The 24,675-nt window shown below is 67.3% G+C and carries 20 protein-coding genes; 10 read left to right on the forward strand and 10 right to left on the reverse strand.

Annotated features, from left to right (window positions below):
- Positions 1 to 25: 25 nt before the first annotated feature.
- On the reverse strand, positions 26 to 934 hold the full coding sequence (locus V7778_RS14195) for a LysR family transcriptional regulator (protein ID WP_335556262.1): 909 nt from the start codon (positions 932 to 934) through the stop codon (positions 26 to 28).
- 65 nt (positions 935 to 999) lie between these two features.
- On the reverse strand, positions 1,000 to 1,938 hold the full coding sequence (locus V7778_RS14200) for a LysR family transcriptional regulator (RefSeq protein WP_335556264.1): 939 nt from the start codon (positions 1,936 to 1,938) through the stop codon (positions 1,000 to 1,002).
- A gap of 290 nt (positions 1,939 to 2,228) precedes the next feature.
- Here V7778_RS14200 and V7778_RS14205 point away from each other — a divergent pair, with 290 nt between their 5' ends.
- The 9 genes from V7778_RS14205 (at position 2,229) to V7778_RS14245 (ending at position 11,734) form a co-directional block, all read left to right on the forward strand.
- Positions 2,229 to 4,517, forward strand: coding sequence for a TonB-dependent receptor (locus tag V7778_RS14205; protein ID WP_335556265.1), 2,289 nt, complete (start codon positions 2,229 to 2,231; stop codon positions 4,515 to 4,517).
- A gap of 200 nt (positions 4,518 to 4,717) precedes the next feature.
- A complete protein-coding gene (locus V7778_RS14210) occupies positions 4,718 to 5,608 on the forward strand; it encodes an alpha/beta fold hydrolase (protein ID WP_335556267.1) in 891 nt (296 codons plus the stop codon).
- A 19-nt stretch (positions 5,609 to 5,627) separates the two neighbouring features.
- Complete coding sequence (locus tag V7778_RS14215; protein ID WP_335556268.1) at positions 5,628 to 6,827, forward strand: substrate-binding domain-containing protein; 1,200 nt, start codon at positions 5,628 to 5,630, stop codon at positions 6,825 to 6,827.
- Position 6,828: 1 nt separating this feature from the next.
- Positions 6,829 to 7,608 carry an ABC transporter ATP-binding protein gene (locus V7778_RS14220; protein WP_335556269.1) on the forward strand — a complete coding sequence of 260 codons (780 nt, stop codon included), beginning with the start codon at positions 6,829 to 6,831 and terminating at the stop codon, positions 7,606 to 7,608.
- On the forward strand, positions 7,601 to 8,344 hold the full coding sequence (locus tag V7778_RS14225) for an ABC transporter ATP-binding protein (protein ID WP_335556271.1): 744 nt from the start codon (positions 7,601 to 7,603) through the stop codon (positions 8,342 to 8,344). Before V7778_RS14220 ends, V7778_RS14225 begins: the two co-directional genes overlap by 8 nt.
- Before the next feature lie 8 nt (positions 8,345 to 8,352).
- The gene (locus V7778_RS14230) at positions 8,353 to 9,375 is read left to right on the forward strand and encodes a branched-chain amino acid ABC transporter permease (RefSeq protein ID WP_335556273.1); all 1,023 of its coding nucleotides are present in this window, start codon (positions 8,353 to 8,355) and stop codon (positions 9,373 to 9,375) included.
- A gap of 2 nt (positions 9,376 to 9,377) precedes the next feature.
- Complete coding sequence (locus V7778_RS14235; RefSeq protein WP_335556274.1) at positions 9,378 to 10,457, forward strand: branched-chain amino acid ABC transporter permease; 1,080 nt, start codon at positions 9,378 to 9,380, stop codon at positions 10,455 to 10,457.
- Between the two features lie 293 nt (positions 10,458 to 10,750).
- Positions 10,751 to 11,410: a choice-of-anchor J family PEP-CTERM protein gene (locus tag V7778_RS14240; RefSeq protein ID WP_335556276.1), complete on the forward strand. Its 660-nt coding sequence runs from the start codon at positions 10,751 to 10,753 to the stop codon at positions 11,408 to 11,410.
- 48 nt (positions 11,411 to 11,458) lie between these two features.
- Positions 11,459 to 11,734, forward strand: a complete 276-nt coding sequence (locus V7778_RS14245; protein WP_335556278.1) for a post-PEP-CTERM-1 domain-containing protein — start codon at positions 11,459 to 11,461, stop codon at positions 11,732 to 11,734.
- Positions 11,735 to 11,826: 92 nt separating this feature from the next.
- Here the strand turns inward: V7778_RS14245 and ppa are convergent, their stop codons facing one another.
- The 5 genes from ppa to hemC all read right to left on the reverse strand — a co-directional run bounded on the left by ppa (position 11,827) and on the right by hemC (position 16,767).
- Positions 11,827 to 12,366 carry an inorganic diphosphatase gene (gene ppa, locus V7778_RS14250; protein ID WP_335556279.1) on the reverse strand — a complete coding sequence of 180 codons (540 nt, stop codon included), beginning with the start codon at positions 12,364 to 12,366 and terminating at the stop codon, positions 11,827 to 11,829.
- A 267-nt stretch (positions 12,367 to 12,633) separates the two neighbouring features.
- Complete coding sequence (locus V7778_RS14255) at positions 12,634 to 13,830, reverse strand: heme biosynthesis protein HemY (protein ID WP_335556281.1); 1,197 nt, start codon at positions 13,828 to 13,830, stop codon at positions 12,634 to 12,636.
- Positions 13,831 to 13,833: 3 nt separating this feature from the next.
- Positions 13,834 to 14,985 (reverse strand): uroporphyrinogen-III C-methyltransferase, encoded by a 1,152-nt coding sequence (locus V7778_RS14260; protein ID WP_335556283.1) that lies wholly within the window; start codon positions 14,983 to 14,985, stop codon positions 13,834 to 13,836.
- A complete protein-coding gene (locus V7778_RS14265; RefSeq protein WP_335556285.1) occupies positions 14,982 to 15,752 on the reverse strand; it encodes a uroporphyrinogen-III synthase in 771 nt (256 codons plus the stop codon). Before V7778_RS14265 ends, V7778_RS14260 begins: the two co-directional genes overlap by 4 nt.
- Entirely contained in the window at positions 15,745 to 16,767 is a 1,023-nt protein-coding gene (hemC, locus tag V7778_RS14270) for a hydroxymethylbilane synthase (RefSeq protein WP_442920726.1), read from the reverse strand. Before hemC ends, V7778_RS14265 begins: the two co-directional genes overlap by 8 nt.
- Before the next feature lie 126 nt (positions 16,768 to 16,893).
- On the opposite strand from hemC, the gene ppc reads away from it, so the two are divergent.
- Positions 16,894 to 19,704, forward strand: a complete 2,811-nt coding sequence (ppc, locus tag V7778_RS14275; protein ID WP_335556288.1) for a phosphoenolpyruvate carboxylase — start codon at positions 16,894 to 16,896, stop codon at positions 19,702 to 19,704.
- A gap of 131 nt (positions 19,705 to 19,835) precedes the next feature.
- Here the strand turns inward: ppc and V7778_RS14280 are convergent, their stop codons facing one another.
- The 3 genes from V7778_RS14280 to V7778_RS14290 all read right to left on the reverse strand — a co-directional run bounded on the left by V7778_RS14280 (position 19,836) and on the right by V7778_RS14290 (position 24,455).
- On the reverse strand, positions 19,836 to 22,013 hold the full coding sequence (locus V7778_RS14280; protein ID WP_335556290.1) for a family 10 glycosylhydrolase: 2,178 nt from the start codon (positions 22,011 to 22,013) through the stop codon (positions 19,836 to 19,838).
- Between the two features lie 191 nt (positions 22,014 to 22,204).
- On the reverse strand, positions 22,205 to 22,471 hold the full coding sequence (locus tag V7778_RS14285) for a hypothetical protein (RefSeq protein ID WP_335556292.1): 267 nt from the start codon (positions 22,469 to 22,471) through the stop codon (positions 22,205 to 22,207).
- Between the two features lie 49 nt (positions 22,472 to 22,520).
- Entirely contained in the window at positions 22,521 to 24,455 is a 1,935-nt protein-coding gene (locus V7778_RS14290; RefSeq protein WP_335556294.1) for a methyl-accepting chemotaxis protein, read from the reverse strand.
- Positions 24,456 to 24,675 lie beyond the last annotated feature (220 nt).

A 24,675-nucleotide genomic window follows, 5' to 3' on the forward strand; every position in this document is an offset into this window, starting at 1 on the left:
GGCCGGGGCGCGCAGCCGGCCAACCCTACTTATGCTTGAGCATCCGGCACACCGCCGCCAGCGCCAGCAGATTCGGATCCCGCTCGCGCACCCGCAGGAAGCTCAGCCCGATGGTCTGGCGCATCAGGTACTCCTGCTTGAGCGGGATCAGCTCGACCTTATCCCCGAACACATGCCGCACCCGCCCCGGCAGCAGGGTGTAGCCGATCCCTGCCCCCACCAGGTTCATCAGCGAGAAGATGTCGCTGACGCGGGTGACGACCGTGGGCGTGAAGCCGGCGATGCGGAAGGCTTCCTGGAAGCCGTGGTAGGTGATGAAACCCTCGCTCAGGCCCACGAATTTCTCGGCCGCGCAGTCGCGCAGGTCGATCTCCCTGGCGCCGGCGTAGGGCGAGCCGCTGGGGGCGGCGAAGTAGATCTCGTCCTCGAACAGCGGGATCGACTCCACGTCCGGGTCCGCCTCGGGCAGCGCGATCAGGGCGGCGTCGATGGCATTCTGCTTGAGCTTGTGCAGCAGGTCGGCGTTCGAGCCCAGCACCAGCTCGGTCTGCAGCTCGGGCTTACGCAGCTTGATGCCGATGATCACTTCGGGGATGGTCCCCGTGGTGAGCGAGTACAGCGAGCCCAGCTTGAGGCGGTCGGCCGAGTAGCCGGCCGCCGAACGGGTGGCGGCGATGCCGTCGGCCATCAGCTTGATCACCTCGCGGCTCACCTCGGCCAGCACCTGGGCGGCCTCGTTCGGGATCAGGTTGCGTCCCTGCAGGCTGAACAGCTGGCAGCTCATGCTCTCTTCCAGCGAATGCAGGGCGCGGTGAACGCTGACGGCGCTGATGTCGAGCAGGCGCGCGGCCGCGTTCAGATTGCCGCCCTCCATGTAGGCGAGCAGGATTTCGAGCTTGCGGAAGGTGATCTCGTCGCTGATCTGGCTGCGCATGGTAGGGTCAGGTAAGAATATTCGAAAATGATAAGCCGGTAGGGTTGGCGGTCTTCCCGCCAACCCTACCGGTCCGCTACCGCCTGCGGAACGTTGTCGATATCCCCGTTATGCCACCACAGCGACGGATTGTTATCCGCCAGCTCGCGCAGCAGGTCCCACACCACCTTCACCCGGCGCAGGCGGTACAGGTCGGTCGGCGCGGCCAGCCAGAACGAGCGCTCGGCGAAGAAGCCGGGCAGCACCGGCACCAGGCGCCCGTCGTCCGGCACCGCATAGGGCGGCGCCATCATCAGGCCCATGCCCAGCGAGGCCGCCTCGATCTGGGCCGTCATGCCCGAGCAGCACATGCGCCGGCGCGGCGTGAAGCCGAATTCGTTCAGGTAGGACAGTTCGCGGCTGGCCAGGCGGTCCTGGACGTAGTCGACGAAGTCGTGGCGCGCCAGGTCGGACTGCTGGCGGATGGGCGGATGGCGCGCCAGGTAGGCCGGCGCGGCGTATAGGTAGAAGCGGAACGAGGCCAGCCGCGTGACCACGTAGCGTCCCGTGGTCGGCGGATCGAGCATGACGCCGAGGTCGGCCTCGCGGTTGGCCAGGTTGGCGAAGCGCGGCAGCGCCAGCAGGTCGATCGAGAGGTCGGGATGCTGCTCCAGCAGGCCGGCCAGCAGCGGCGCCACCACCCGCACCCCGAACACTTCCGGCACGCCCAGGCGCACCACCCCGGCCGCCGCCACCTCCGCCCCGCCGATCTGCTCGGCCGCGGCCAGGGCCGCGCCTTCCATCGCCTGGGCGTGCGGCAGCAGCGCCAGCCCCACCTCGGTCAGCTCGTAGCCTTCGCGGCTGCGGTCGAACAGGGTGGCGCCGAGCTGGGTCTCGAGCCGGTCGATACGCCGCGCCACGGTGGTGTGCTCGACCTCGAGCCGGCGCGAGGCCCCGGACAAGGTGCCGGCCCGCGCCAGCTCCAGGAAGAAACGCAGGTCGGTCCACTCAGGCAGCGTATTCATGGGTCGTTGTCCGATATCAAGATGACATATTGTGCACTAGTGCACATTCCCCCTGCAATCGTTTAGCTCATCCAGCTTGCGCCGGCGCGTGCGCGGGCTGCAGGAGTTGCTACCTAGCGCATCCTCCCTGTCAAGACGCTGTGAATCTGTGCACAACGGCATCAAAGCGGGTTGTGCATTAATGCACAAAGGGGTGATCGATTGTTGCCTATTCAACCAAACTCAACCGAGGCACACTGCGAACCATGCGAAATCTTGAACGCATGCCGACTAAAAACAAGGAGACAAGAATGCGTCTGACCAAGAAGAAACTGAGCCTGCTGACCCAGTCCGCCATCGCCCTGCTCGCCGTGTCCGGGGGCACGATCGGTGCCGCGCACGCCCAGGACGCCGCCGGCGTCCCGGCTGCCGCCTCGACCGAAGAGGCGGCTCCCGCCAAGGTGGTCGTGACCGCCCGCCGCCGCGAGGAGACCCTGCAGGACGTGCCGGTCTCGGTCACCGCCTTCTCGGCAGACCAGCTCTCCAAGCAAGCCGTGCCGGACGTCACCGCCCTGGCCCTGGCCCTGCCGAACACCACCCTGAAGGCCTCGCGCGCCACCAACTCGACCCTGACCGCCTTCATCCGCGGCGTCGGCCAGGCCGACCCGCTGGCCGGCTTCGAGTCGGGCGTCGGCATCTATGTCGACGACATCTACCTGGCGCGCCCGCAGGCGGCCGTGGCCGACATCTACGACGTCGAGCGCATCGAGGTGCTGCGCGGCCCGCAGGGCACCCTGTACGGCCGCAACACGATCGGCGGCGCGGTCAAGTACGTGACCCGCAAGCTGGGCCCGAACACCGACGTGCGCCTGCGCGGCACGGTCGGCAACCACGGCCAGAAGGAAGCCGTGGTCACCGCCAGCACCCCGCTGACCGACAGCGCGCGCATCGGCGGCACCTTCGCCCGCTTCAAGCGCGACGGCTTCGGCACCAACCTGTTCACCGGCAAGGGCAACTACGACAAGGACGTGACCGCGGCCCGCCTGTCGGCCGAGTTCACCCCGAACCAGGACCTGTTCATCCGCATCGCCGGCGACATCACCCAGGACGACTCGAATCCGAAGAACGGCCACCGCCTGATCGTCGGCCGCACCAGCGGCGCCCCGATCCTGTCGAACGAATTCGACACCCGCGGCAACCTGACCAAGGCCCTGGGCCACGACCAGGACGTCAAGGCCTACGGCGTCTCGGCCACCGTCGAGTACACCATCAACCCCGCCTGGAGCCTGAAATCGATCACCGCCGCGCGCAAGGACCGCTCCTACGCGCCGATCGACTTCGACGCCCTGCCGGTGGTCGACATGGAAGTGCCGGCCCTGTACAAGAACAAGCAGTTCAGCCAGGAATTCAACCTCACCTACTCGGGCGAGCGCCTGCAGGGCGTGGCCGGCGTCTACTTCATGGACGCCAACGCCTTCAACCACTTCGACACCATCCTGGCCGGCGCGGTCGCGACCTCGACCTACACGATGGGCGACATCGATACCAAGGCCTGGGCGGTCTACGCCGACGGCAGCTACCAGCTGACCGACGCCCTGAGCCTGTCGCTGGGCGGGCGCTATACGGTCGACAAGCGCGAGGCCGAGATCCTGCGCCAGATCTACTTCGGCCTGGGCGGCACGCCGGCCCTGGGCAATACGGGCGCGGTCCTGTTCCGCACCGACACCGACCTGCGGGGCGGCGTGCTCGAGCGCGAGGACAAGAAGTTCACCCCGCGCGTGGCCCTGAACTGGAAGATGAACCAGGACCACAATGTCTACGCCTCGTACTCGGAAGGCTTCAAGGGCGGCGGCTTCGACCCGCGCCTGAACGTGGTCGGCACCCGCATCCCGCTCTCCACCGCGCGCGCCGGCTATGCGCCGGAAACCATCGAGACCTATGAACTGGGCCTGAAGTCGGCCTTCAACGGCGGCCGCATCACCACCAACGCCGCCGTGTTCTACAGCGACTACCAGGACGTGCAGATCCCGGGTTCGGTGGCGATCGACACCAACGGCGACGGCCGCGACGACAGCTTCGCCGGCGTGACCACCAATGCCGGCAAGGCCAAGATCAAGGGCGTGGAGCTGGAAGCGATCGCCAACCTGACCCGCGACTTCATGATCGCCGGCATGTACAGCTACATCGACGCCGAGTACAAGGACTACATCGTGGCCGGCGTCAACGTGGCGGGCCAGCGCACCTTCCAGAACACGCCGAAGAACTCGGCCAACCTGCGCGCCAACTACGACATCGCGATGCCGGTCATGGGTCGCGACGGCAAGCTCTCGCTGATCGGCAGCTGGTCGTACAAGGGCGCCACCGCGCAGTTCGAGACCCGTTCGCTGCTGGACCAGGACTCCTACCGCATCTGGGACGCGAGCATCGTCTGGACCCGTACCGACGGCAAGATCCGCGCGGGCCTGCACGGCAAGAACCTGGGCGACACCCGCTACAAGACCGCCGGCTACCTGTTCCCGACCCTGGGCAACGAAGGCACGCTGACGGCCTTCTACGGCAACCCGCGCACCGTCTCGGCGACCGTCGAGTACCGTTTCTAAGGCAGCGCGGCCTTCCAGTCGCTCCCTGCGTTGGCATCAGCACGTCGCCCCGGCGAAGGCCGGGGCCCAAGTTCAGCGTTTCGACGGCGCATGGAAAACTTGGATCCCGGCCTGCGCCGGGATGACGTTCACACGCCAACTATCCAGGGTGACTTGCGAGTGCACTCATTTCAAAGATCGAACCAACAGGATAAGCCAGCGTGTCCACCTTCACTCCAATCAGCTACACCAGCGGCGACGGGCTGGCGCTGTACGCGCGCGATTATCCGGCCACGGCGAGCGCCGGCGCCGCGCCGGGACCGGCCAGGCTGCCGGTCATCTGCATCCACGGCCTGACCCGCAACTCGTCCGACTTCGACGAGCTGGCTCCCCTGATCGCGGCCCAGGGCCGGCGCGTGATCGCGGTCGACGTGCGCGGCCGCGGCCACTCGGCGCGCGATCCGAACCCGGCCAACTACTCGCCCATGGTGTATGCCGGCGACGTCATCAAGCTGATGAACGACCTGGGCATCGCGCGCGCCGTCTTCATCGGCACCTCGATGGGCGGCCTGATCACGATGACCCTGGCCGCGCGCCGCCTCGACCTGATCGCGGCCGCCGTCATCAACGACATCGGCCCGGTGATGTCGGCGCGCGGCCTGGACCGTATCGCCGGCTATGCCGGCAAGTCCGGCGCGGTGGCCTCGTGGGGCGAAGCCGCGGGCCACGTACGCGACATCAACCTGTGCGCCTTCCCCGCCAACAGCGAGGACGAATGGGACAAGTGGGCGCGACGCGCCTTCGAACAGCGCGATGACGGCTTGTTGAGCCCGCGCTATGATCCGAACATCGCGCACGCCCTGCAAACGGGTAAACTCCCCCCGACCTCGCTGGCTGCGCGCATGGCCTTCCGCCGGCTGGCGCGGCGCCGCCCCACCCTGCTGGTGCGCGGCGCGCTGTCCGACCTGGTCGAACCCGAACAGGCGGCCTGGATGCGCAAGGCCGCACCGGAACTGCAGTATGTGGAAGTACCGAATGTCGGCCACGCGCCGATGCTGACCGAGCCAGAGGCGCTGGACGCCATCCGCGCCTTCCTGGCCACGGTGCCCTGAGACAGAACAAGGAGACAACATGAACCACCTGATCAAACCCCTCGCCCTCGCCGTCCTGGCCGCCTGCGCCGCGGGCGCCGCACCCAGCGTGCTGGCCCAGGGCAAGGACCTGAAGGTCGCCCTCATCGCCGGCAAGACCGGTGCGCTGGAAGCCTATGCCAAGGAGACCGAGACCGGCTTCATGATGGGCCTGGAGTACCTCACGGGCGGCAAGATGGAAATCAACGGCCGCAAGATCAAGGTGATCGTCAAGGACGACCAGAGCAAGCCCGACCTGGGCCGCACCCTGCTGGCCGAGGCCTACGGCGACGACAAGGTCGACATCGCGGTCGGCACCACCTCCTCGGGTTCGGCGCTGGCGATGCTCCCGGTGGCGAAGGAATACCGCAAGGTGCTGATCGTGGAGCCGGCCGTGGCCGACGCCATCACCGGCGACAAGTGGAATAAATACATCTTCCGCACCGCGCGCAACTCGATGCAGGATGCGCTGGCCGCCGCCTCGACCCTGAAGCAGGGCAGCATCGGCTTCCTGGCCCAGGACTACGCCTTCGGGCGCGACGCCATCAAGGCCGGCAAGGAAGCCCTCGCCGCCACCGGCAGCAAAGCCAAGGTGGTGCACGAGGAATACGCGCCGATGACCACCACCGACTTCACCGCCTCGACCCAGCGCCTGTTCGACGCGCTCAAGGACAAGCCGCAGCCGCGCGTGCTGGGCATCGTCTGGGCCGGTCCCAACCCGATGAACAAGATCGCCGACATGCAGCCGCAGCGCTACGGCATCTCCCTGGCCCCGGGCGGCAACATCCTGCCGGTGATGAAGACCTGGAAGAGCTACGCCGGCACCGAAGGCACGATCTACTACTACCACGGCTTCCCCAAGAACAAGATGAACGACTGGCTGGTGCTTGAACACACCAGGCGCTTCAAGGCCCCGCCCGACATGTTCACCGCCGGCGGCATGGCGGCGGCCAGCGCGGTGGTCGCGGCCCTGTCCAAGGTCCCGAGCGGCAACGGCGACCAGATGGCGGCCGCCATGGAGGGCATGAGCTTCGAGACGCCGAAGGGCACCATGAGCTTCCGCAAGGAAGACCACCAGGCCATCCAGCCGATGTACCACTTCCGCATCAAGAAGGACCAGAAGAGCGAATGGGACCTGCTGGAACTGGTGCGCGAGATCCCTGCGTCCGAGATGCCGCTGCCGGTCCGGAACAAGCGCTGACATGACTTCTTCCGCCGCCCAGGCCTCCCTCTCGACCCGCGACCTGAGCATCCGCTTCGGCGGTCACGTCGCGGTGAACGCGGTGACGGCCGACTTCTACCCCGGCACCCTGACCGTGATCGTCGGCCCCAATGGGGCCGGCAAGACCACCTACTTCAACCTGGTGTCGGGCCAGCTGCCCGCCAGCTCTGGCAAGGTCACGGTCAAGGGCAGGGACGTCACCCGCCTGGGGCCGGCGCACCGCACCCGTATGGGCATCGGCCGCGCCTTCCAGCTCACCAACCTGTTTCCGAACCTGACGGTGATCGAGAACGTGCGCCTGGCGGTGCAGAGCCGGGCCGGCATGGGCCTGAACTTCTTCTCGATCTGGTCCAGCCACAAGGAGCTGATCGCGCGCGCCGAGCATTACCTGGAGCGCGTGTCCCTGATCGGCCGGCGCGACATGCCCGTGGGCGCTCTGTCGCATGGCGACCAGCGCAAGCTGGAAGTCGCGATCCTGCTGGCGCTGGAACCCGAGATCATGATGTTCGACGAACCCACCGCCGGCATGAGCGTGGACGAGGTGCCGGTGGTGCTCGATCTGATCCAGCAGGTAAAGGACGAAGGTAACAAGACCGTGCTGCTGGTCGAGCACAAGATGGACGTCGTGCGGCAGCTGGCCGACCGCATCGTCGTGCTGGTCAACGGCACCCTGGTCGCCGACGGCAAGCCGCTTGACGTCATGCAATCGAAGATCGTACAGGAAGCCTATCTTGGAACACCCGAATCCCAACATGCTTAAACCGGCATCCGCGGGCGAAGCGCTGCTCACCCTGTCCGGGGTGCATACCCACATCGGCCAGTACCACATCCTGCAGGGCGTGGACCTGGTGGTGCCGCGCGGCGGCCTGTCCATCCTGCTGGGACGCAACGGCGCCGGCAAGACCACCACCCTGCGCACCATCATGGGCCTGTGGAAGGCCAGCAGCGGCAGCATCCGCTTCGACGGCCAGGACATCACGAAGATGGCCACGCCCGACATCGCGCGCGCCGGCATCGCCTATGTCCCGGAAAGCATGGCCGTGTTCTCCGACCTGACGGTGCGCGAGAACCTCTACCTGGCCGCGCGCGGCGGCCCGCTCGACCAGGGGCGGGTCGACTGGATCTGCGGCTTCTTCCCGGCCCTGAAGAAATTCTGGAACTACCCGGCGGGGAACCTCTCGGGCGGCCAGAAGCAGATGGTCGCCATCGCCCGCGCCATCGTCGAACCGCGCAAGCTGCTGCTGGTCGACGAACCGACCAAGGGCCTGGCCCCGGCCATCGTCCAGAGCCTGATGGCGGCCTTCCGCGAGCTGAAGGAGACCGACACCACCATCCTGCTGGTCGAGCAGAACTTCAACTTCGTGCGCACGCTTGGCGACACGGTCGGCGTGATGGACGACGGCCGCGTGGTGCATGCCGGCGCGATGGCCGACCTGGCCGGCGACGAGCTGCTCCAGCAGCGCCTGCTCGGGCTCTCGCTCGACTCCCACCAATAGGAAAGACCATGAGCGCCACCCTTCCCCTTGCCAATGCGGACGCCGCGCTGCCCGCGGCCAAGCTCGACATCGCGCCCTTGCTGCTGGTGCCGCTGCTGATGCTGGCCATGCTGCCCCTGGTCGGCAGCTTCCCCACCTGGGTCACCCTCACCGTCGCCGGGCTGGCGATGGGCATGATGTACTTCATCATGGCCAGCGGCCTGACCCTGGTCTTCGGCCTGATGAGCGTCCTGAACTTCGGCCACGGCGCCTTCGTCTCGGTGGGCGCCTTCACCGCCACCCTGGTGCTGCTGCCGATGCGCGGCTGGCTCGAGATGGATTCGCTGCTGGTCAACCTCGGCGTGCTGCTGCTCGCCGTCACGGTCGCCATGATCGCCACCGCCCTGCTGGGCTGGGCCTTCGAGCGCATCATCATCAAGCCGGTCTACGGCCAGCACCTGAAGCAGATCTTAATCACCATGGGCGGCATGATCGTCGCCGAGCAGCTGATCCACGTGATCTGGGGCGCCGAAACCATCGCCCTGCCGCTGCCGACCGCCCTGCGCGGCGCCATCCTGATGGGCGACGCCGCCATCGAGAAATACCGCCTGGTGGCGGTGGTGGTGGGCCTGGTGGTGTTCGTGGCCATGTTCCTGACCTTGAACCGCACCAAGCTCGGCCTCCTGATCCGGGCCGGCGTGGAGAACGGCGAAATGGTCGAAGCCCTGGGCTACCGCATCGGCCGCCTGTTCGTGGCCGTGTTCGCGGCCGGTTCTGCGCTGGCCGGCCTGGGCGGCGTGCTGTGGGGCCTGTACAAGGAAACCCTGGTGGCCGCGATGGGCGGCGAGCTGATGGTCCTGATCTTCATCGTCATCATCATCGGCGGCCTGGGCTCGGTGGGCGGCTGCTTCATCGGCGCCCTGCTCATGGCCCTGGTGGCGAACTACGCCAGCTTCCTGGCCCCGAAGGTCGCGCTGGTGTCGAACATCATCCTGATGATCGCCATCCTGCTGTGGCGCCCGGCGGGCCTCTATTCGAAAATGCGGGGTTGACCATGCTGCACCAGCTTCTATCCGGCGACAAGCCGCGCAGTCGCGCCCTGTCCGCCATCCTGCTCCTGATTTTCCTGGGACTGGCGCTCGCGCCCTTCCTGACCACGGGCGCAGTCCTGCTCAACACGGCCGCCACCATCTGCGTCTATATCGTGCTGGTGGCCTCCTACGACCTGCTGCTCGGCTATACCGGCATCGTATCCTTCGCCCACACCATGTTCTACGGGATCGGCGCCTATGGCATCGGCATCGCCTTGTCGCGCGTCGACGAGCCCACCTGGGGCGCGGCCCTCGGCGGCCTGGCCCTGGCCGTGCTGCTGGCGCTCGCCCTGGCCCTGGTCGTCGGCCTGTTCGCCCTGCGCGTGCGCGCCATCTTCTACGCCATGATCACCCTGGCCGTCGCATCGTCGTTCGCGGTGCTGGCCTCGCAGCTGTCGGAGTTCACGGGCGGCGAGGACGGCCTGACCTTCAGCGTGCCGGAAGTGCTCTCCCCCGGCTTCCAGCTGATGGAGAACGAAGTCTTCGGGCGCTCGATCGACGGCAAGCTGCTCACTTACTACCTGGTGTTCTTCGGCTGCCTGCTGCTCTTCCTGTTCCTGCTGCGCCTGGTGAACTCGCCCTTCGGCCGGGTGTTGCAGGCGGTGCGCGAGAACGAGTTCCGCGCCGAGGCGCTGGGCTACCGCACCATGGTCTACCGCATCTGGGCCAACTGCTTCGCCGCGCTGGTGGCGGTGCTGGCCGGCGCGCTGATGGCGCTGTGGGTGCGTTACGTGGGGCCGAAGAATTCGCTGGGCTTCGAGGTGATGACCGACATCCTGCTGATCGTCGTGATCGGCGGCATGGGCACCATGTACGGCGCGGTGGTGGGCGCCACATTGTTCATCCTCGCCCAGAACTACCTGAAGAATCTGATGGCGAGCGGCACGTCGGCCCTGGAAGGCGTACCGGTGCTGGCCGCGGCCCTGCACCCGGACCGCTGGATGCTGTGGCTGGGCGTGCTGTTCATCCTGTCGATCTACTTCTTTCCGATCGGGATCGTGGGCAAGCTGCGGATGCGCAGCTGGCTGGCGAAACGGCGCTAGATCTTCGCTTCTTCTGTCCTTATCACGCCTCCCTCGGGAGGCGTTTTTTTTTGCGTAGGGTCGGCGGCTTCGGCGCCGACGCGGGGATCGTTGGCACATGCATGCCGGCATGGGCCGCGTGAACGCGTCGGCGGTACAGCCGCCGACCCTACTGCTTTGCGCACACGCTTTATCTGCTTATATACACATCAATATCAGTTGTCTTTTTGATCATACCATCGAGACAACAATGGCCTCGTCGTCAGCCAGCGCGAGCGGTCCACCATCCTACTGGCCCTGCACACACACACTCCATGAACCGACTGTCCTTCCACTTCACGGCAGCCGCCCTCGCCATGGCGGCCTGCCTTCCCCATGCCAGCCACGCCGCCCCGATCCAGGTGCTGAGCGAAGGCTTCGACAATCTTACCGCCCTGAGCGACTGGAGGCTGGTGAACCACAGCATGCCGCCCGGCGCCGGCTGGTTCCAGGGTAATCCCGGCGTGTTTACTGTCGAATCGGGCGCGGACGATGCCTATGCGGCCGCCAATTTCCTCGGCGCCGCCAACGGCGTCGGCCTGGTCGACAACTGGCTCGTCTCGCCGCTCCTGAACCTGAGCGGCTGGACCCGCCTGTCCTTCTTTACCAAGCGCGCCGGCACGCCCGGCTTCGACGACCGGATCGAAGTGCGCTTCGCCGCCGGCAGCGGAACCGGCCCGGAGGCCTTCGACACCCTGCTCGCCACCATCGGGGGCGATGGTTTTCCGGCGCAATGGCAGCAATGGAACCGCGGTCTCAGGGTCGAAGGACCAGGGAGATTCGCTTTCCGCTACCGGGGCGACGCCGCCGACCTCGACTACGTCGGACTGGACACGGTCAGCGTGGTCACCGCCATCCCGGAACCGGCCAGCTGGCTCTTGATCGCGGGCGGAGCCGGCCTGCTCGCCTTCGGCCGGCGCCGCCCGGTCCGGTAAGCATGCATTTTTGAGTGAAATGCCCCGCACGTGAACAGGAGACCCGCCATGCGACCCAGCCGACTGCTTTTCCTCCTTCCCCTTGCCGCCTGCTGCGCGGCGGCATGGGCCGCCCCTCAAGCCGAGCACCAGGCCGCCGGCCAGGAAGGCATGATCGTGGTGCGCGATCCCCAGACGGGACAGATGCGTCCGCCCACCGCCGCCGAGCTGCAAGCCCTGCAGCGCGCCGCGCCGGCCCCGAGACTGGCGCCGTTCCAGCCGAAGATGGTGCTGGGGGCCGACGGCCGCCGCAGCTATCCGCTCCTGCGCGATATCGGATGGTGAGGCGCAGGGTCGGCGGCTTTAGCCGCCAACCCTACAAATGAAAAAAGCCGGCCGCCCCGAAGGGCGCCGGCCTTTGTACCGCCGCAGCGGTATTACGCCTGGCTCTTCTGCTTGAACGCAGCGACGCCGTTGGTGATCTCGGCCTTCGCGGCTTCCGCATCGGCCCAGCCTTCGATCTTGACCCACTTGCCCGGCTCCAGGTCCTTGTAGTGCTCGAAGAAGTGCTGGATCTGCTTCAGGCGCAGTTCTTCCAGGTCGTCCAGCGACTGGATTTTCTTGTACATCGGCAGGACCTTCTCGACCGGCACCGCGATCACCTTGGCATCGCCGCCGCCGTCATCGGTCATCTTCAGCACGCCCAGCGCGCGGCAGCGCACCACCACGCCCGGCGGCAGCGGGAACGGGGTAATGACCAGCACGTCGCACGGGTCGCCGTCGTCGGCGATGGTCTGCGGCACATAGCCGTAGTTGCACGGGTAGTGCATCGCGGTACCCATGAAGCGGTCGACGAAGATCGCGCCGCTGTCCTTGTCGACCTCGTACTTGACCGGGTCGGCATTCATCGGGATCTCGATGATGACGTTGAAGTCGTTCGGCACATCTTTGCCGGCTGGAACATTGTTCAAGCTCATGGAATCGTCCTTGGTTGCTGAAGAATTAATAATGGTCCGCCATTATAACGAAACGGGTATGGCTTGTGCGGTGCAACGGAGGCAAAGGTGCGGGGCGACGTAGGGTCGGCGGGTCGCCCGCCGACGCGTTCAACCGGCGCATTCAACCGACGCATGAATCAGCGATGAGCGGGATGCCACGTTCCAGCGAACGCGTCGGCGGCGAAGCCGCCAACCCGACGAACGACGAACGCGGCCCTCGGGCCGCGTCATTGACAGCCGCGCCACTTACAAAATACTCGCCAGCGCACACTGCCGGTAATGATTCGCCGCTTCCTGCTCCTGCCCCAGCGCCTCGTGCATCTGCGCCAGCTTCAGGTGCGCCTCGCGCACCATCGGCGCCTCGGTGGCGTCGGACAGGGCCTGCTCCAGGTGGCGCTGGGCCTTGCCCCACAGTTTCTGCTTCAGGCACAGCGAGCCCAGGGTCAGCGCCAGCTCGGCGTCAAGCGGCCGATGCTTGAGCCAGCCTTCGCAGCTCTCGATCTGGGCCAGCAGCGAAGGCGAACCGGCCGGGCCGGCGGCTTCTCGGTAGGCGCGCACCACGCGTTCGTCCCAGTTGGCCTTGAGCGCGTCCTCGGCGATGGCGCGCGCCTCGTCGTGCAGGCCGCGCGCATTGAAGGCGGTCGCCGCGCGCGCCGCGATATACGGCACGGTGCGGTCCACCGCCGGTACCGTCGACCACACGCGGCGGATCGATTCGGCGTCGTGCCCCGGCTCGCCCAGCAGCGCGTCGTAGGCCAGCTCGCGCAGGCGGGTCGAGAGCGCCGGGTGCAGGGCCTTGCGCTTGTCCAGGATGCGCACCAGGCGCAGTACCTCGGGCCAGTTGCGCGCCTGCTGGTTGGCCTTCATTGCCCACTGCAGCGCGTGGATGTGGCGCTGGCCGCTGGCGTTCAGTTCGGCCACGGCTTCCAGCGCCGCTTCCGGCTGGTGGTCGTCGACCAGCAGTTCGGTGATCGTCATCAGGCGCGCGGTCTTGAGCGCGCCATCGTGCGCGATGCCGGCCAGCCAGGCGTCGCGGCGCACGGGCTCGCGCATGCGGTGCGCGGCGCGGGCGCCGATCAGGCCCGCCAGGCCGGCGTTCTCGGGCAGCTCGGCGGCGCGCATGGCGGCCTTCTCGGCGTGGCCGAAGCGGCCTTCGAACAAGGCCTTGAGCGCGTCGCGCAAGCCCTTGTTGCCTTCACGCTCGCGCTTGCGCTGGCGATAGGCGGCCACCCGCTCCGGCATCCTGAGGGTGGCGTTCAGTGCGCGCACCAGGCCGTACAGCATCAGGAACAGGACGACCAGCAGCACCACGAACAGGTTCAGGGACATGTCGATCCGGTGCGGCGGATAGAACAGCACCACATTGCCCGGATTGAAGCGCGCGGTCACGGCAATGCCGATGGCGGCGGCCATCAGCGCGACTAACCAGAGGAGTAAACGCATGGCTTATTGCTTCGCTTTGTAGTTGCGCACGGCGTTCAGGCTGTCCGCCAGGGTCGGCATCTCGATCTGCAGGTTGTTGGCCTGCACCTGGCGCAGCGCCGCCTGCACCGACTGGGTGGCGCGGGCGCGCGTGTCGAAATACGTCAGCAGGGTTTCCTGGGCCGTCACGAGGTCGTCGCGGAAGGTCGCCTCGTTACGCGACAGCAGGGCCAGGCGCGCATTCAGCAGGCGCAGCTTGAGGTTCTCGCGCACGAAATAGGATTCGCCGGGCGAGAGCATCAGCGCTTCCGGCTTCTCGACGCTGCGCACGCGGATCAGCTGGCGCACATCGTCCCACATCTCCTGGCTCCAGTTGCTCCAGGTCTGGCCGACCCGCTCGGCCAGGGTCAGCGCCGCGGGCGGCGCCTCTTTTTCCTTGGCTTTCTTCTCCTGCTTGCGCACGCTGCGCGCGGGCGCGGCCGGCAGCAGCGGCTTTTCGTCGGACAGGATCGGCAGGTAGTCGACCTGGGCGATCACGTTGTCCAGGCGCAGCGCGACGCCGGCCATGTCCACCGCCGGCGTGGCTTTCAGTTTTTCGATGTCCGAGGCGATGGCGCGGCGGATGGTGAGGAATTGCGGCTTGTCCGAACGCGACAGCGAGCGGTCGGCGTTTTGCAGCGCGATCAGGGCGCCCTGCACGTTGCCGGCCAGTTGCAGCTGCTGGCTGGCGGTCGAGAGCACCTGCTCGATCTCCGACAGCGCCCATTCGTCGCGGTTCTTCGACAGGTCCTGGTACAGCTGTTCCAGGGCCAGTTGCTGGCTCTGGGCCTCGCTCTGGCGGCTTTCCAGCACGCCGACCTTGATCTGCAGTTCCTTCGACTGGTCCGACACCTCGCGCGCCAGCGCGGCGGTTTCGGCGTTCACGGCATTGCCCTTCTGCAGGCTGAGCGCCATGTCCTTGCGCAGCGAGTTGATGCGGCTGTGCGAGGAGATGGTCTGCACGGCCAGCAGCACCGCCAGCACCGTCACGGCCAGCGGCAGCGGCTGCTGCAAGGTCTCGAACAGGCTGCGCCCGGGGGCGCGCGGCGGCGCGGCCAGGGGCTCGGCCTTCTGGAGACTGGTCGACGGCGCCCCTGGCGGCTGGGCTTGTTCTGGGTTATTGGGCAATTCGTTCATTCTTGTGATTGTAACGCGGCAAGTAGGCGAGCGTCGCCGGAACCGGTAAGCGTGATGCGGTCAAAGCCCAGCGCGCGCGCCGTCTCGGCGATGCGCGCATGCGGCACGATCAGGTGCTGGCCCCGCAGGCGGCCGGGGCCAAAGGCTGGGTCGAGCTGCTCCACCAGTCCCGCCAGCCCGCGCAGGGCTTCGGAACTCGTGATTATCCAGTCGTTCGGCCGCGCCAGCAAGGCATCCAGGCGGGCGGCCAGTGCGGGCGTCAAGGACGGGACACTGCGCCGGTAGGCGGCCACCGTTTCCACCAGTACGCCGGCGGCGCGCAATTCGTCGGCCAGCAGCTCGCGGCCGCTGTCGCCGCGCACGATCAGCACCCGCCGTCCGGCCAGGGCAGCCAGGTCGAGCACCTTCAGCAAATGCTCGGAATCGCTGGGATCCTGCTCGGCAGGACAATGGATTCTCGCGGTCGTGCCGGTCACGCCGTGGCGCGCCAGCGCCAGCCGGCTGCCCTCGCCCACCACGGCCAGCGGCACCCCGGCCGGCCAGGCGGGGATGTGGTCGAAGGCCGCATCGACCGCGTTCGGCGACACGAAGGCCACCAGCGCAAAGTCCGCCAGCCCGGCCAGCACGGCGCGCAGCTGCTGCGGATCGCCGGCCGGGCCGATCTCCAGCAGCGGCAGCACGACCGGCGTGCGGCCCAGTGCCGCCACGGCCTCGGCCAGCGGTTCGGCCTGGGCGCGCGGCCGGGTGATGACGACCGGATCAGGCATCCGGGCTGGCGTCCGGGTTGGCGTCCAGCTTGCAAGCCTCGAGGATCGCATGCGCGTCCCGCCCGGCCAGCAGTGCCGATACCTGCTCGCCCAGCAGTTCCGGCTGGGCGGCGGCGCCCTTCACTTCGCCGCTGGCGACGCGCTTGCCGTCCGGCGTGGCCACCATGGCGCGCAGGCGCATCTGGCCGCCCTCCACCTGGGCGAAGGCCGCCAGCGGAATCTGGCAGCTGCCACCGAAGATCCGCGACACCTTGCGCTCGGCCATCACGGCCTGGGCGGTTTCCTCGTGGTTGAGCGGCGCCAGCACGGCGCGCAGGTCGATGCCGTCGCTGCGCGGGCCGCTCAGGACTTCGATCGCCATCGCGCCCTGCCCGGCTGCCGGCAGGCTGTATTCGGGCTCCAGCAGTGCGCGGATACGCTCTGGCAGGCCCAGGCGCTTGAGGCCGGCCGCGGCCAGGATGATGGCCGCGTAGTCGCCACGGTCGAGCTTGCCCAGGCGGGTGTCGAGGTTGCCGCGCAGCGGCTGGATGACCAGCTGCGGGTAGCGCGCCGCGATCAGGGCCTGGCGGCGCAGGCTGCTGGTGCCGACCACGGCGCCGGCCGGCAAGGCGTCCAGGCTGGCGTAGTCGTTCGAGACGAAGGCGTCGCGCGGGTCCTCGCGCTCCAGCACGGCGGCCAGCTCGAAGCCTTCCGGCAACTCCATCGGCACGTCCTTGAGCGAGTGCACGGCCAGGTCGGCGCGGCCCTCGGCCATCGCCACCTCGAGTTCCTTGACGAACAGGCCCTTGCCGCCCACCTTGGACAGGCTGCGGTCGAGGATCTGGTCGCCCCGTGTTGTCATTCCCAGAATTTCGACGCTGCAGTGCGGATATAATGCAGCGAGTCGGGCGCGTACGTGCTCCGCCTGCCACATGGCAAGGCGGCTTTCGCGGGATGCGATAATAAGCTTGCCGGGTGCTGCGTTCGCGGGCGCCTGCTGCGCCGATTCATTAGCTTTCAACTCGGATTCTTTCACTGTCGTTGAGCCCCATCCGGACGATGCCAGTAACCGGCTCTTGCATAAGATCACAAATTTTATCATGGGCCCTCTTGCAGACCATGGCCAAAACGCCATCGCACAATCTATTAACTTGTGGTCGATATGGACAACCTAGCTGCACATGACACTCCCTCCGGCGCGGACAAGGATGCGCCACTGAAAGAAGACATTCGCCTGCTCGGCCGCATCCTGGGCGACGTGCTGCGCGACCAGGAAGGCGACGCGGTGTTCGAAATCGTCGAAACCATCCGCCAGACCGCGGTGCGTTTCCGCCGCGACGCCGATCCGAAGGCGGGCGAGGAACTGACCGCCCTGCTGCACAAGCTGACCCGCGACCAGACCAACTCGGTGGTGCGCGCCTTCTCGTATTTCTCGCACCTGGCCAACATCGCCGAGGACCAGCACCACAACCGCCGCCGCCGCGCCCACCTGCTGCACGGCTCCGGCCCGCAGGCCGGCAGCGTCGGCTATGCGCTGGGCAAGCTGGTGGACGCCGGCGTGAGCCAGGACACCGTCGAAGGATTCTTCAAGGAAGCCCTGATTTCGCCGGTGCTGACCGCCCACCCGACCGAGGTGCAGCGCAAGAGCATCCTGGACGCCGAGCACGACATCGCGCGCCTGCTGGCCGAGCGCGACCTGCCGCTCACGCCCAAGGAGCGCCAGCGCAATACCCAGCTGCTGCACGCGAAAATCGCGACCCTGTGGCAGACCCGCATGCTGCGCTACTCCAAGCTGACGGTGGCCGACGAGATCGACAATGCGCTGTCCTACTACCGCATTACTTTTCTCCGCGAAGTGCCGGCCCTGGTCGAGGACATCGCCTGCGAGATCGCTACGCACTATGGGAACGACAGCGCCGGCCTGCACAACGCCACCTACCTGCAGATGGGCAGCTGGATCGGCGGCGACCGCGACGGCAACCCGAACGTCAACGCCGACACCATGCGCCATGCGCTGACGCGCCAGTCGACCACCATCCTCGACTTCTACCTCGACGAAGTGCACGCGCTGGGCGCCGAGCTGTCCGCCTCGACCCTGCTGGTGGACGTGTCGCCGGCATTGGCGTCCCTGGCCGACGCCTCGCCCGACAATTCGCCCCACCGCAGCGACGAACCCTACCGCCGCGCCCTGATCGGCATCTATGCGCGCCTGGCCGCCACCGCGCGCGAGCTGGGCCTGGGCCACATCCTGCGCAAGGAAGTCGGCCACGCCGCGCCCTACCTCGACCCCGAGCTGTTCGCCGCCGACCTGGAAGTGCTGGCCGATTCGCTGCGCGCCAACCACGGCGCGGTGCTGATCGAGCCGCGCCTGGCCGGCCTGAAGCGCGCCGCGCGCATCTTCGGCTTCCACCTGGCCTCGCTCGACATGCGCCAGAGCTCGGACGTGCACGAGCGCGTCCTGGCCGAGCTGTTCGCGCGCGCCGGCGTGGAGAAGGACTACGCCGCGCTGGGCGAGGAACAGAAGGTCGCGCTGCTGCAGACGGAGCTGGCCCAGCCGCGCCTGCTGTACACGCCCTACGAGACCTACAGCGACGAAACCAATGGCGAACTGGCGATCCTGCGCACCGCGCGCGAGATCCGCGTGCGCTACGGCAGCCGCGCGATCCGCAACTACATCATCTCGCACACCGAGACCGTCTCGGACCTGCTGGAAGTGCTGCTGCTGCAGAAGGAAACCGGCTTGATGCGCGTGTCCGCCGGCGCCTCAAGTGGAACAAGTGAGGTGATGGTGATCCCGCTGTTCGAGACCATCCCCGACCTGCAGCGCGCCGCCGGCATCATGTCGGAATGGATGGCGCTGCCGCTGGTGGCCAGCGTCATCGAAAAGCAGGGCCGCCTGCAGGAAGTCATGCTGGGCTATTCGGACTCGAACAAGGACGGCGGCTTCCTGACCTCGAACTGGGAACTCTACCAGGCCGAACTGAAACTGGTCGAGGTCTTCGAAGCCCAGAACGTCAAGCTGCGCCTGTTCCACGGCCGTGGCGGCACCGTCGGCCGCGGCGGCGGCCCGAGCTACGACGCGATCCGCGCCCAGCCGCCGGGCACCGTCAACGGCCAGATCCGCCTGACCGAACAGGGCGAGATCATCGCCTCCAAGTTCTCGAACGCCGAGATCGGCCGCCGCAACCTGGAGCTGCTGGTCGCGGCGACCCTGGAAGCGAGCCTGAGCCCGCACGCCAGCAATGGCGCGGGGGCCGAACGCCTGGCGCGCTTCGAAGGCGTGATGGCGGAACTGTCCGAGCGCGCCTACAAGGCCTACCGCAACCTGGTCTACGAGACCCCGGGCTTTACCGACTACTTCTTCTCGGCCACCCCGATCGCCGAGATTGCGGAACTGAACCTCGGTTCGCGCCCGGCCTCGCGCAAGTCGACCCGCCGCATCGAAGACCTGCGCGCGATCCCCTGGGGCTTCTCGTGGGGCCAGTGCCGCCTGCTGCTGCCGGGCTGGTACGGTTTCGGCTCGGCCGTGAGCGGCTGGCTGGCCGAAGGCGAGCGCGAGAACAAGCTGGAGCAGTTGCGCGCCATGTTCCACGACTGGCCCTTCTTCGCCACGCTGCTGTCGAACATGGACATGGTGCTGGCCAAGACCGACCTGGCGATCGCTTCGCGCTATGCCGAACTGGTGGCCGACGTGTCGCTGCGCGAGCGCATCTTCAAGCGCATCGCGGCGGAGCATGGCGAAACCCTGCGTTGCCTGGAAGCGATCACCGGCACCGGCGAACGCCTGGCCGGCAATCCGCTGCTGGCGCGCTCGATCCAGAACCGCTTCGCCTATCTCGATCCGCTGAATCACTTGCAGGTGGAGCTGATTCATCGCCGGCGCGCGCTGGCGGACAATGTGGACCCGCGGGTGAATCGCGGGATTCATTTGTCGATCAATGGGGTGGCGGCGGGGTTGCGGAATACGGGCTGACGGGAGCTGTGTAGCTGTTCACGCAAACTTGGGTCCCCGCCTTCGCGGGGATGACGGCTCAGCGGCTAACGACTACGTTCAGTAGCACGTCTTTCCCGCGAAGGCGGGAACCCAAGTTCGCACCGCAGCCACTACTGCGTACACGCCCCCAAGCTCGCCCCCTTCTTCAGATGCGCCTCCACCGCATTCGGCGCGATGCAGACCTGGCTCGACGGATTCGTGCTGCTCCCCGTCTTGTGGCACACCGCCACCTTCCCGTCCCCGCAACGCGCGTCGATCACGGCCACCGTCACACCGGCCTGCGCATAACAGCCCTGCGGGCTGGCCGCCTGCACCACGAAGCTGAAGCTGCCCGCCGCCGTCGGCGTGAACGTGGTCACCGCGCCGCTGGCGGTCGACAGCCCCTCCGCCGGGCTCCAGGCATACGTCGCGCCGGCGCCCGCCTTGTCGCTCGCACGCAGGACCACGCTCTGCGGCCCATAACCCAGCGTGATCGCGGCGGCGTCCGCTGTCGCTTGCGGCTGCGGCATGACGCCCACCACCTCGACTGTTGCCTCCGCGCTGGCGCTCAAGCCGGCCTTGTCGACGGCGCTTAGTTGCACGCGCTGGGTCCCGATGTCCGAGCACGCAAAGCTCGAACGCGACAGGCTCAGGGACTCCACGCCCCAGTTGTCGCTGCTGCCGCCGTCGACATCAGCCGGCGCAAGGCTCGCCCTACCGTTCGCCAGCGTCACCAGCGCGGCGCGGGTGCGCGCCACGGGCGGCTCGACGTCGTTGCTGACCGTGTTGGCGCGCGCGCTTTCCACGCTCAGGCGGTTCAGCGCCGTGACCGTGTAGTAGTAATACTTGCCCGCTTCGACGCTCGTGTCGGCGAAGGCCGGGGTGGCGATGTCGGTCGCAGCCAGCAGGGTGCCGGGCGCGTCGAGGTCCATGTCGCGCTGCTCCGAACGGTAGATGGCGTAGCGGCGCGTCTTCTCGAACTCGTCGGCGCTGTCGCCCGGCGCGTTCCAGGCCAGCTGCACCGCGTTGTCCTGGCCGATGCTGGCCGCCAGCGCGATTGGGGCGGCCGGGGCGCCCAGTCCCTTCCAGGCCATGATCGGCAGCAGGGCCGGACGCCGGTACAGGCCGTTCATCAGGCTGGTGCGGTAGCCCAGCGCATTCGCCTGCAGGAAGGCGTGGCGGAAGTGGATCTGGCCGGAGACATTGGCCAGCGAGCGGTTCAGCGCGATCTGCCCGTTGATCTGGTCCGGGCTGGTCCAGCCGGCCGTGTTCATCTTGTAGTCGGCCAGGCCGATGTACATGTGGCGTCCATAGGCGTTGCTGTTCCACCAGGGGGCCAGCAGCGAATAGTCCGAGCCGGCCTGGCCCATGTACCAGTAGACCTGGGGCGCCAGGTAGTCGACCCAGCCCTGCTCGATCCACTTGCGGGTATCGGCGAACAGGTGGGTGTAGTGCTGCAGGGCGCCGGCCGCGGTGGGCGAGCCGACCGCCGGATCGCTGCTGCTGCGGTAGATGCCCGAGGGCGAGACGCCGAACTTCACCCAGGGCTTGGCGGCCTGGATGCTGGCGTTCACGCGCTCGATCAAGAGGTTGACATTGTCGCGCCGCCAGTCGGCCCGGCCCGCCGCGGTGTTCGGGAAGCCGCGCGGATCGGCATTGTAGGCCGCGTCGTCGGGAATCACGCCGTTCGGATAGAAGTAGTCGTCGAAGTGGAGACCGTCGATGTCGTAGCGGTTGACGATGTCCATGATGACCTTCACCACATGCTCGCGCACTTCCGGCAAGCCAGGGTTCAGGATTTTCACGGTGCCGACCTGCAGCAGCCATTCCGGATGCGTGCGCGAGACGTGGGTGGCGGCGTATTGCGCGTTGTTGCCCTCGTTGGCGACGGTCGCCACGGCGCGATAGGGGTTGATCCAGGCGTGGAATTCCATGCCGCGCTTGCGCGTCTCGGCGATCGCGAACTCCAACGGATCCCAGCTCGGGGCCGGGGCGCTGCCCTGCTGGTTGGTCAGGTAGTAGGACCAGGGTTCCAGGTCGCTCGGGTACATGGCGTCGGCCTGGCTGCGCACCTGCAGGAAGGCGGCGTTCATGCCGGTCGCCTTGTTGTGGTCGAGGATGGCGGCCAGCGCCGCCCGCTGCTGCTCGGGCGTTTGCAGGCGGTTCGGCCAGTCCAGGCTCAGGTGGGTGCTGATCCACACGCCGCGCAGCTCGCGCTTGGGCGAGACGTCCTGGGGACTGGCATAAGCGGCATGGGACAAGGAGGCGGCGAGCATGGCGGCTGCCGCGGCAAGCAAAAGTTTTTTCATGTTGTGGATTTTTTGCAAGGTTGAAGTCGACGCACCCGTGAGCCCGATGCGCCTGTGACGGTGCGCGCCGCGTCTCCTCGCGCCACGCCCGCCATCTGCGTCAGAGCCTACGCAACTGTCATTTTTGCAACCAATGAAATTCCAACAACGTTACATAACCGGGATGCATGCGTTCCCGGGGCCGGCCTGGCTCAGCGCCTGAAGGACAGTCCGATCGTGAAGGCGGTGTCCGGAGTGCGGCTGTTCAAGCCGCGCGACAGCATGGCGTCCAGCTGGCAGTTTGCGGAGAGTAGATAGTCAGCGCCCAGGTCGACGCTGGCTTGTGTGCCGCCGTGGCGGCCGCGCGCGATCCGGGGCAGCGTCACTTCGGCGAAGCCGCGCAGGCGCTCGTTGAGGGACTTGCCGACGACGGCACCCAGGATGATGCCGTAGCCGTAGGTCGGCATGGCAGGCTTCATGGGACGTCCCTGGAACAGGTAGGCGGCCCAACGAAGCCCTCGTGCCAAGTCAGGCGGCCAGCGCCGCGCGCACGGCGGCGCCCTTGCCCGCCGCGCCTGCCTGCGCCGCGCCTTCGAGCTTGAAGGTCGCGACCACCTGGGCCAGCCTGGCGGTCTGCTCCTCGAGCGCGCCCGCCGCGGCGGCGGCTTCCTCGACCAGGGCCGCGTTCTGCTGGGTGACGTCGTCCATCGCCGCGATCGACTGGTTGACCTGGCCGATACCCTGGCTCTGCTCGGTGCTGGCCGCATCGATCTCGGTCATCAGGTCGGCCACGCGCTGCACGGCCTGCACGATGCCGCTCATGCTCGCACCGGCGTTATCGACCAGGCGCGCGCCCGCCTCCACCTTGCTGACCGAGTCGTTGATCAATTCCTTGATTTCCTTGGCGGCGGCCGCCGAGCGCTGGGCCAGGTTGCGCACCTCGCTGGCGACGACCGCGAAGCCGCGCCCCTGTTCGCCCGCGCGCGCCGCCTCGACGGCGGCGTTCAGCGCCAGGATGTTGGTCTGGAAGGCGATACCGTCGATGACGCCGATGATGTCGACGATCTTGTACGAGCTCTCGGTGATCGAGCCCATGGTGGTCACCACTTCCGCCACCACCTGGCCGCCCTGCTCCGCCTGGGTGCTGGCCGACATCACCAGCTGGTTGGCCTGGCGCGCGTTGTCGGCGTTCTGGCGTACGGTCGAGGTCAGCTCCTCCATCGCGGCCGCGGTCTCTTCCAGGCTCGAGGCCTGGGTCTCGGTGCGGCTCGACAGGTTCATGTTGCCTGCGGCGATCTCGGCCGAGGCGACCGCCAGCGCATCGGTGCTGGCGCGCACCTCTCCCATGGTGCGGCTCAAGGACGACACGAAGCGGTTGAAGGCGTCGGCCAGCATCCCGATTTCATCCTGCGACTCCACGCGCATGCGGCGCGTCAGGTCGCCCTTGCCGTCGGCGATCTCGCCGAGCATGAGGGCGGCGCGCCGGACCGGGGCGGTGATGGCGCGGCTGACCAGGAAGATCACCAGCAGGCCGATGCCGCCGCCGATCACGCCGGCCATCAGCGAGGCCGTGGTGGCCGCGCGCGCCAGGCCGCCCAGCACTTCGTCCTCGGGCACCTCGGCGATGATGTACAGGCCCAGTTCGGGAATGTAGGACGAGGCGACGATCTGTTCGCCCGTGTCGGAGCCGTGCGAACCGTGGGCGAACTTCTGCTTGCCCATCAGGCTGGCCGCCAGCTCGGGCGTATAGCCCGGCAGGTCCTTCATGTAGTGCTCGCCGTCGGCCAGCTTGGTATTGCGGTGCAGGAGGATGCTGCCGTTGTCGCGCACCAGGTAGACGTAACCCGACTGGCCCACCTTGTACGCACGCACCGCGTCGGCCAGGGCCTTGACGGACAAGCCGAGGCCCGCCACCGCCACCTTGCCGTCGCCGGCTTCGGCACGGGTGTTGACGAACAGCTTGAGTTCACCGGTTTTCTTGTCGTTGTCGAGGTCCAGGTCGAAGCGCTGGCCGCTGGCGAGGAAGCTTTCCAGCCAGCCGTCGCGCGGATTACCCTTCTCCAGCATGTAGCTCAGGCCGGTCTCGTCCATGTACTTGAGCGTGCCGGCCGAGGCCCAGAACACGCTGGCCGCCCCGTTGTCGGCCTTGGCCTTGGCCGCATAGGTGCGCCAGGCTTCCAGGCCACTGTCGGGCAAGCCCTCGCGTTCCCAGGCGTGCAGGTAGGTGTTGTTGGCGATCGCCAGCGAGGCGGTCAGGGGCTGGCCGATCTGGCGCATCACGTCATTGCGGATTTCGCCGACCACGGCGGGCAGGTCGTCGGCGACGATGCGCCCGCGCTGGCTGCGGCTCGTCAGCGTGACGCTGAAGATGGCCGAAATGAGGATGAACAGGAGCAGGCACGCGGCCATGCTGAGCAGGAGCTTGGCCCTGATCGAGGAACGGCGAAGGAATTGGGTGAGCATGGTATCCGGGAGCTGAAAAGACTGGAGAAGCACATATTGTTGCCACACATCATCTTCTCGCGGGCCTTCGGAGCGCGTCAATTCCTTCGCTCGTTTGCCTTTTCAAAAAGTAAAATAAGCGTTGCGAAGCCGTGACAGTCGATGCCGGACCGACAAGAGCGTCTCGGCCAACACCCTGGCGCCCCCTACTTATGGGCGCTGCGCACGATGTCGCCGCTGT

It is taken from the genome of Massilia sp. DD77 (genome assembly GCF_036961685.1).
In the GTDB taxonomy this organism is placed as follows: Bacteria; Pseudomonadota; Gammaproteobacteria; order Burkholderiales; family Burkholderiaceae_D; genus Telluria.

What these genes read in the sequence shown, in the direction of transcription:
- V7778_RS14195 (WP_335556262.1), bottom strand. Translation starts at nt 934, where the DNA reads ATGCGCAGCCAGATCAGCGACGAGATCACCTTCCGCAAGCTCGAAATC.
- V7778_RS14200 (WP_335556264.1), bottom strand. Translation starts at nt 1,938, where the DNA reads ATGAATACGCTGCCTGAGTGGACCGACCTGCGTTTCTTCCTGGAGCTG.
- V7778_RS14205 (WP_335556265.1), top strand. Translation starts at nt 2,229, where the DNA reads ATGCGTCTGACCAAGAAGAAACTGAGCCTGCTGACCCAGTCCGCCATC.
- V7778_RS14215 (WP_335556268.1), top strand. Translation starts at nt 5,628, where the DNA reads ATGAACCACCTGATCAAACCCCTCGCCCTCGCCGTCCTGGCCGCCTGC.
- V7778_RS14220 (WP_335556269.1), top strand. Translation starts at nt 6,829, where the DNA reads ATGACTTCTTCCGCCGCCCAGGCCTCCCTCTCGACCCGCGACCTGAGC.
- V7778_RS14225 (WP_335556271.1), top strand. Translation starts at nt 7,601, where the DNA reads ATGCTTAAACCGGCATCCGCGGGCGAAGCGCTGCTCACCCTGTCCGGG.
- V7778_RS14230 (WP_335556273.1), top strand. Translation starts at nt 8,353, where the DNA reads ATGAGCGCCACCCTTCCCCTTGCCAATGCGGACGCCGCGCTGCCCGCG.
- V7778_RS14235 (WP_335556274.1), top strand. Translation starts at nt 9,378, where the DNA reads ATGCTGCACCAGCTTCTATCCGGCGACAAGCCGCGCAGTCGCGCCCTG.
- V7778_RS14240 (WP_335556276.1), top strand. Translation starts at nt 10,751, where the DNA reads ATGAACCGACTGTCCTTCCACTTCACGGCAGCCGCCCTCGCCATGGCG.
- V7778_RS14245 (WP_335556278.1), top strand. Translation starts at nt 11,459, where the DNA reads ATGCGACCCAGCCGACTGCTTTTCCTCCTTCCCCTTGCCGCCTGCTGC.
- ppa (WP_335556279.1), bottom strand. Translation starts at nt 12,366, where the DNA reads ATGAGCTTGAACAATGTTCCAGCCGGCAAAGATGTGCCGAACGACTTC.
- V7778_RS14255 (WP_335556281.1), bottom strand. Translation starts at nt 13,830, where the DNA reads ATGCGTTTACTCCTCTGGTTAGTCGCGCTGATGGCCGCCGCCATCGGC.
- V7778_RS14260 (WP_335556283.1), bottom strand. Translation starts at nt 14,985, where the DNA reads ATGAACGAATTGCCCAATAACCCAGAACAAGCCCAGCCGCCAGGGGCG.
- V7778_RS14265 (WP_335556285.1), bottom strand. Translation starts at nt 15,752, where the DNA reads ATGCCTGATCCGGTCGTCATCACCCGGCCGCGCGCCCAGGCCGAACCG.
- ppc (WP_335556288.1), top strand. Translation starts at nt 16,894, where the DNA reads ATGGACAACCTAGCTGCACATGACACTCCCTCCGGCGCGGACAAGGAT.
- V7778_RS14280 (WP_335556290.1), bottom strand. Translation starts at nt 22,013, where the DNA reads ATGAAAAAACTTTTGCTTGCCGCGGCAGCCGCCATGCTCGCCGCCTCC.
- V7778_RS14285 (WP_335556292.1), bottom strand. Translation starts at nt 22,471, where the DNA reads ATGAAGCCTGCCATGCCGACCTACGGCTACGGCATCATCCTGGGTGCC.
- V7778_RS14290 (WP_335556294.1), bottom strand. Translation starts at nt 24,455, where the DNA reads ATGCTCACCCAATTCCTTCGCCGTTCCTCGATCAGGGCCAAGCTCCTG.